4 protein-coding genes are annotated in these 6,807 nt (G+C 44.1%); 3 read left to right on the top strand and 1 reads right to left on the bottom strand.

Going from position 1 to position 6,807, the window contains the following annotated elements:
* Positions 1 to 561: 561 nt before the first annotated feature.
* The 3 genes from R7P35_RS11080 to fabV all read left to right on the top strand — a co-directional run bounded on the left by R7P35_RS11080 (position 562) and on the right by fabV (position 4,928).
* Positions 562 to 1,197: a TetR/AcrR family transcriptional regulator gene (locus R7P35_RS11080; RefSeq protein ID WP_005378033.1), complete on the top strand. Its 636-nt coding sequence runs from the start codon at positions 562 to 564 to the stop codon at positions 1,195 to 1,197.
* 71 nt (positions 1,198 to 1,268) lie between these two features.
* Positions 1,269 to 3,551, top strand: coding sequence for an acyl-CoA dehydrogenase (locus tag R7P35_RS11075; protein ID WP_042521995.1), 2,283 nt, complete (start codon positions 1,269 to 1,271; stop codon positions 3,549 to 3,551).
* 174 nt (positions 3,552 to 3,725) lie between these two features.
* Positions 3,726 to 4,928: an enoyl-ACP reductase FabV gene (gene fabV / locus R7P35_RS11070; RefSeq protein WP_005388648.1), complete on the top strand. Its 1,203-nt coding sequence runs from the start codon at positions 3,726 to 3,728 to the stop codon at positions 4,926 to 4,928.
* A 78-nt stretch (positions 4,929 to 5,006) separates the two neighbouring features.
* Here fabV and R7P35_RS11065 read toward each other — a convergent pair whose 3' ends face one another.
* On the bottom strand, positions 5,007 to 6,689 hold the full coding sequence (locus R7P35_RS11065) for an aspartate:alanine antiporter (RefSeq protein WP_005378028.1): 1,683 nt from the start codon (positions 6,687 to 6,689) through the stop codon (positions 5,007 to 5,009).
* Positions 6,690 to 6,807: the final 118 nt, after the last annotated feature.

Raw genomic sequence — 6,807 nt, 5'->3', positions numbered from 1 at the left:
AGGCGAAAAAAAGCCCAGCCGAAAATTTGACTGGGCGGATACAAACATAGGAGTTAATAAGAAAAAAGCAGCAACGTAACAATTAGATGGAAACAAGTTTGACGGCCAGTGAAACTTCAAATGCCCTAACTGTTACGTATATTCAGACCGAGCCTTTTCCAAACAGTTCCATTTTTTTTCAAAAAATTTCTACTTAATGCTTTCTAGCTTCTTACACATCCGAAAGTAATAGAAAAATCGAGATGGATTACCAACTTGGCGAAGTTACTAACTTCTGTGTTTCTCATTTTATCTCCCCTAGAACCGAAGATGTATTTCATACTCTCGTCGCTCACTCCAAGCCGCCAAGGCTATTGTTAGCATTTCAATTGCGATGGACTGAGAAGTTTGATCGTTTTCTTCTGACAAGCCTCACTGGAGTATTCGATTGAATTTCAAAAGATTAGATCACACCTTTTACTTTCTGGTCAGACCAATTGGTTAAAGTGTGATGTTAATCATTTGTTAATCTTAAGTTTCGGGAGTATATTTTCAAACAGTTGTTTAATACGAGTGATTAAAATGGCCCCGAGAACATCAACAAAAGAAAAAATACTCGATGTCGCAGAAGGACTCTTTGCTGAACATGGCTTTAATGATACTTCGCTAAGAACGATAACAGGTAAAGCTAACGTTAACTTAGCATCGGTAAACTATCACTTTGGCGATAAAAAAACGCTGGTTAGAGCGGTTTTAGATAGGTATTTAGAAGCACTAATGCCGAGCATTAAGACTTCATTAATTGAGTTAAACACGCGCGATAGCTACAACATGGACGATGTCTTTGAGTCATTGCGATTACCTTTACGTACATTAAATGATGTACGCCCAAATGGTACTGCGCTATTTATGTTGTTAATTGGCCGCGGTTATACAGACGTTCAAGGTCATCTACGCTGGTTCATTACCACCAGATACGAAGAGGTACTGAACCTTTTCACTTTCTCGATAATGAAGGCGAACCCGGAACTATGTGAAGAACAGTTGTTTTGGCGGTTGCACTTCACGTTAGGAACCTGTGTATTTACGATGGCTTCAAGCCAGGCTCTTTCGGAGCTGGCAGAAAGTAAGTTTGAAAAGGAAGTCGATGTGAAATCTGTCGTCGATTTACTGATTCCATATTTGTCAGCAGGAATGTCAGCAAAGCAGTTGGCATAAGACAAATAAGAAAGTTAAACCAATAATAAGATTATACCCCGAGCGGTTACGTGAACAAAAGGATCTGAACTATGAGCTCTCTACGAAGAAAATGGATTAGTGACCCGGCTTTTAAAGTGTTCAAAAAAGTATTGCCACCTCTGTCTAGCACCGAGAAAGAGGCGATGGAAGCGGGTAGTGTATGGTGGGATGCCGAACTATTCTCAGGCAAGCCAAACTTCACAACATTGCATCATTATCCAACGCCTACACTGACGGCAGAAGAGCAGTCATTTATGGATAATGAGCTTGAAACCCTGCTAGAAATGCTTGATGACCAGAAGATTGTCAAAGAAGACAGGGATTTACCACCTGAAGTATGGGAATACCTACGTAAAGAGCGATTTTTCTCTTTGATCATCTCGAAAGCATATGGTGGTCGTGAATTTTCCGCTTTGGCGAACTCAACCATTGTTTCTCGTATTGCGACTCGAAGTATCAGTACCGCGGTATCGGTAATGGTACCAAACTCTCTTGGCCCTGGTGAGCTGCTATCGCACTATGGTACGCAAGAGCAAAAAGATTACTGGTTGCCTCGTTTAGCTGATGGTACAGACATCCCTTGTTTCGCCCTAACTGGCCCTGAAGCGGGTTCTGATGCGGGTGGCATACCTGATCAAGGCGTGGTTTGTTACGGCACCCATGAAGGCAAAGAAGTGCTTGGCGTGCGAGTTAGTTGGAATAAACGCTACATCACGCTTGCGCCAGTTGCGACAGTGCTCGGGTTAGCGTTTAAACTGCAGGACCCTGAAGGGCTACTTGGTGACAAGAAAGAGGTTGGCATTACATGTGCGTTGATTCCCGCTGACCATGAAGGTGTCGAGATAGGCGAGCGCCATGATCCTCTGGGGTCTGCGTTCATGAATGGCCCAACTCGTGGTGAAGATGTCTTTATCCCTATGGACTGGTTGATCGGTGGCGCTGATTACGCAGGTAAAGGTTGGCGTATGCTGGTTGAGTGTCTTTCTGCTGGTCGTGGTATCTCTCTTCCAGCGCTTGGCACAGCGATTGGTCACCTTACTACACGTACAACAGGTGCTTATGCTTACGTGCGTAAACAGTTTGGAATGTCGATCGGTAAGTTTGAAGGCGTCGCAGAAGCGATGGGGCGCATTGGTGGTCTTACTTACCTACTAGAAGCGACGCGTACGCTAACGACGACTTCTCTCGATATGAAAGAAAAACCTGGGATTGTAACCGCGATTGCCAAGTACCACATGACGGAAATCGCGCGTACCATTCTAAATGATTCGTTTGATATCCATGCGGGTCGTGCGATTCAAGATGGCCCAATGAACTATCTTGCTAAACATTACCTTGGTATCCCGGTTGCTATTACCGTTGAAGGCGCGAATATTCTGACTCGTAACCTGATGATTTTTGGTCAAGGTGCGACTCGATGTCACCCATATGTTCTAAAAGAAATGGAAGCCGCGGCGAATCCAGATTCTGAACAAGGTGCGAAAGAATTTGACAACTTACTCTTTAAACACATCAAGCACGCGCTCGGTAATACATTCGGTGCATTTGGTGCAGCACTAACTGGTTCTCGATTTGTTAACGCGCACATGAGTGGCCCAACGCAGCAATACTACAAAGACATTACTCGTCTCAGTCGTGCACTTGCAGTAAGTGCAGACTTTGCGATGTTAACCTTAGGTGGAGACTTGAAGCGTAAAGAAATGATCTCCGCACGTTTGGGTGATGGATTAAGCTATCTATACATGGCATCTGCTGCCTTGAAAAAGTATGAAGATGAAGGCCGTCAACAAGGCGATCTAGACTTCGTTTATTACGCTGTTCAACACTGTTTGTATAACGCTTCTAAGTCATTAAATGAGGCTTACACCAACTTCCCTGTGAAATACGTTGGCGGTGTGCTTAAGGGGCTATTGTTCCCGCTTGGTAATCATTTCAATAAGCCAAGTGATGAGCTGTGTGTGAATTTGGCTGAAGCGATGATGACGCCAGGCGCGCAACGTGATCGCCTCACGCATCTGTGCTACATCGGAAAATCAGAGGATGACAGCGTAGGCTTAATGGAGAATGCATTCCTTGCAATGTACGACATTAAACCTTTGGAGCGTAAACTTATGAAGGCTGCGAAGGATGGTAAAGTGGCTCGTAAAGGTCTGCTACATGATCGTTTGCAGCAAGCATTTGAAGCAGGCGTGTTAACTGAACAAGAAATTGATCAAATCATGGCTGCAGATAAATTGCGCTACAAGGCGATTCAAGTTGACCACTTTAGTCATGACTTTTCTGAAGTGCGAACTCATAGCCCAAAAAAGTCGCAGTTGAATCCGGCGGCATAATAGACAACTAATGTTAAGAAAAGCACCTCAATGAGGTGCTTTTTTGTATTCTTGGGGAGTGGATGGTGGGATAGTGCTCCAACCACTTGCCTTTTAAGAGCATTTTTACAGAAATTAGATGCGAAATCCCAACGAAACTTTTATCCTAACAAGGTTTTTTAAAGGAAGTTGAATATGATCATCAAACCTAGAATTCGTGGATTTATCTGTACTACAACGCACCCTGTTGGTTGTGAAGCTAACGTAAAAGAACAAATTGCGTACACCAAAGCGCAAGGTCCAATCAAAAACGCACCTAAGCGTGTTCTTGTTGTTGGTGCATCAAGTGGCTACGGTCTATCTTCTCGTATCGCTGCGGCATTTGGTGGCGGTGCATCAACTATCGGTGTTTTCTTCGAAAAAGAAGGTACTGAGAAGAAGCCAGGTACAGCAGGTTTTTACAATGCCGCTGCTTTTGAAAAGCTAGCGCGTGAAGAAGGTCTGTACGCAAAAAGCTTAAACGGCGACGCTTTCTCAAATGAAGCGAAACAGAAAACTATCGAGCTGATCAAAGAAGACTTAGGTCAAATCGATATGGTGGTTTACTCACTGGCATCCCCAGTACGTAAAATGCCAGAAACTGGTGAATTAGTTCGTTCATCTCTTAAACCTATCGGTGAAACTTACACATCAACGGCTGTTGATACCAACAAAGATGTGATCATCGAAGCTAGCGTTGAGCCTGCAACAGAAGAAGAAATCAAAGACACTGTCACGGTAATGGGCGGTGAAGATTGGGAACTTTGGATCAATGCGTTGTCTGATGCTGGTGTTCTTGCTGAAGGTTGTAAGACCGTCGCGTACAGCTACATTGGTACTGAGCTAACTTGGCCAATTTATTGGGATGGTGCACTAGGTAAAGCAAAAATGGACCTAGACCGTGCAGCGAAAGCGCTAAACGACAAGTTAGCAGCAACAGGCGGCAGTGCCAATGTTGCGGTACTTAAATCTGTTGTAACTCAGGCGAGTTCTGCAATTCCTGTTATGCCACTGTACATCGCAATGGTATTCAAGAAAATGCGCGAAGAAGGTGTACACGAAGGCTGTATGGAACAAATCTACCGTATGTTCAGCCAACGTCTATACAAAGAAGACGGTAGCGCGGCAGAAGTTGATGAGATGAACCGCCTACGTCTGGATGACTGGGAACTTCGTGACGACATTCAGCAGCACTGTCGTGAGCTATGGCCTCAAATTACGACTGAGAACCTAAAAGAGCTGACTGACTACGTTGAGTACAAAGAAGAGTTCTTGAAACTATTTGGTTTCGGCGTTGAAGGCGTAGATTACGAAGCGGATGTGAATCCAGCAGTTGAAGCAGACTTCATTCAAATCTAATCGAATCACAGACTAGATAACCAATAAACAAAAGGCGCTCATTGAGCGCCTTTTTGTATTTCATAGTCAAAGTGAGTATTAACTTAGTATTATCAGAATCGTACCAGCTAGCGTCATTAAAATATTCGCAATCGCATAGGTACCCGCATAACCAAGGGCTGGGATGGTGGACTTAGCGTAGTCGTTAACGACATCCATAGCCGGAGCGCAAGTACGGGCGCCAATAATGGCACCGAAGAGCAGGGCACGGTTCATCTTGAGTACGTGTGCGCCAACTAAGTAAGCCAGAACTACAGGCACAACACTGACAATAAATGCCAAACCAATGACTTTTGGTCCTACTTGCGTTAGGTGCTCGAACATCTTTCCACCTGCACTTAGACCAATTCCGACCATAAAGAACATTAACCCTAGATCTTTGACCATATTCAGCGCCCCTTGTGGGACATAACCGAAAGTAGGGTGATTTGCTCGTAAGAAACCAAGCGTAATACCGGACAACAGAAGACCCACCGCATTACCCAAACTGAAAGACACCTGACCGAACGTCATTGTGATGAGGCCAAACAGAATACCCAAAATAAAGAAGCTACAAAAAGCGAGCAAATCGGCCATTTGACTGTGGATCGAGATGAAACCGATTTTTTCCGCCAGTCCATGTACTCGGCTTTTCTCGCCGCTCACTTGAAGGACGTCCCCTTTAGCGAGCACAATGTCTAAGTCCATAGGCATTTCAATCTGAGCGCGAACTACGCGGTTTAAGAAACAGCCAAACTCAGACAAATTCAAATCCGATAAACGCTTACCAGCGATTGCGTCACTTTTTACGACGATTTCTTCTTCAACGATGCGTAAATCAAGCAAGTTACGGTCGAATACTTCTTTACCATTACGGAAGCTAGGGTCTAAGCGAGCATGGCTGTCAGGGAAGCCAACCAGTGCAATTTCATCTCCCTCTTGCAAGATAGCATCACCATCTGGGTGGGCGAGAATACCATTTCGGCGGATTCGTTCAATGTAACAGCCAGTTTGACGATAAATACCCAGTTCTCGTAAGTTTTTACCATCAGTCCAGTCAATTAGCTCTGGGCCCACTCGGTAAGCTCGAATAATGGGTAAATACACTTTTCTCTGGCTTGAATTTCCAAGGCCACGCTCTTGTGCGATTTGCTGCGCGGAATCAGAAAGGTTTTGTTTTTGCAGTTTTGGCAACAATTTAGCAAACATGATCATGCTAATTAAGCCGACCAGATAAGCCATCGCGTAGCCTACGGATAGATTTTCTAATACCAGAGAAAATTCCATATTCCGCGGTATAGTCGCAAGGCCAGAGTTAAGAGCATCTTGTGCACCAACCAGTACTGGCGTTGCGGTCAATGCGCCTGCCATCATACCGGCGGATAAGCCAAAATCGAGGCCGAAATAGTGACTCAAGCCATACGTTAAGCTGACCGCAGACACGAGAACAGTCATGCTTAAAATAAAATAATGCTTACCATCTCTGAAGAATATACCAAAAAAGTTTGGTCCAGCTTCAATGCCAACGCAGTAGATAAACAGCATAAAGCCAATGGTTAAAGCTTCTGCATTAAATGAGAAACCAAGGTGGCCCATTACCAAAGAGGTAATAAGAACGCCAATAGAGTTGCCTAATTGTAATTTGCCAAATCGAATTTTTCCGATGGCAAGGCCAATGGCTAATACGACGAAGATTAGAAGGATAGGGTTTTGCTCGAGAAGGTATACGACGTCTATGTTCACTGTGTGGCTCGGTAGAGTGTGTGCCAAAAAAGATTAAGAACTGTGAATTGTAACTAAATATAGCAAAAAGATAAGTGAATTTTTTTAGGTTTTACCATTAGTTGACTTAACGTAATAA

It is taken from the genome of Vibrio sp. Vb0304, from assembly GCF_033338995.1.
Taxonomy (GTDB): Bacteria; Pseudomonadota; Gammaproteobacteria; order Enterobacterales; family Vibrionaceae; genus Vibrio; species Vibrio alginolyticus.
Note: the sequence above shows the minus strand (reverse complement) of the source record. Positions and strands in the feature narration are given on the sequence as shown.

Bases quoted from the DNA above. Each gene is read 5' to 3' on its own strand.
- R7P35_RS11080 (WP_005378033.1), top strand. From the start codon at position 562: ATGGCCCCGAGAACATCAACAAAAGAAAAAATACTCGATGTCGCAGAA.
- fabV (WP_005388648.1), top strand. From the start codon at position 3,726: ATGATCATCAAACCTAGAATTCGTGGATTTATCTGTACTACAACGCAC.
- R7P35_RS11075 (WP_042521995.1), top strand. From the start codon at position 1,269: ATGAGCTCTCTACGAAGAAAATGGATTAGTGACCCGGCTTTTAAAGTG.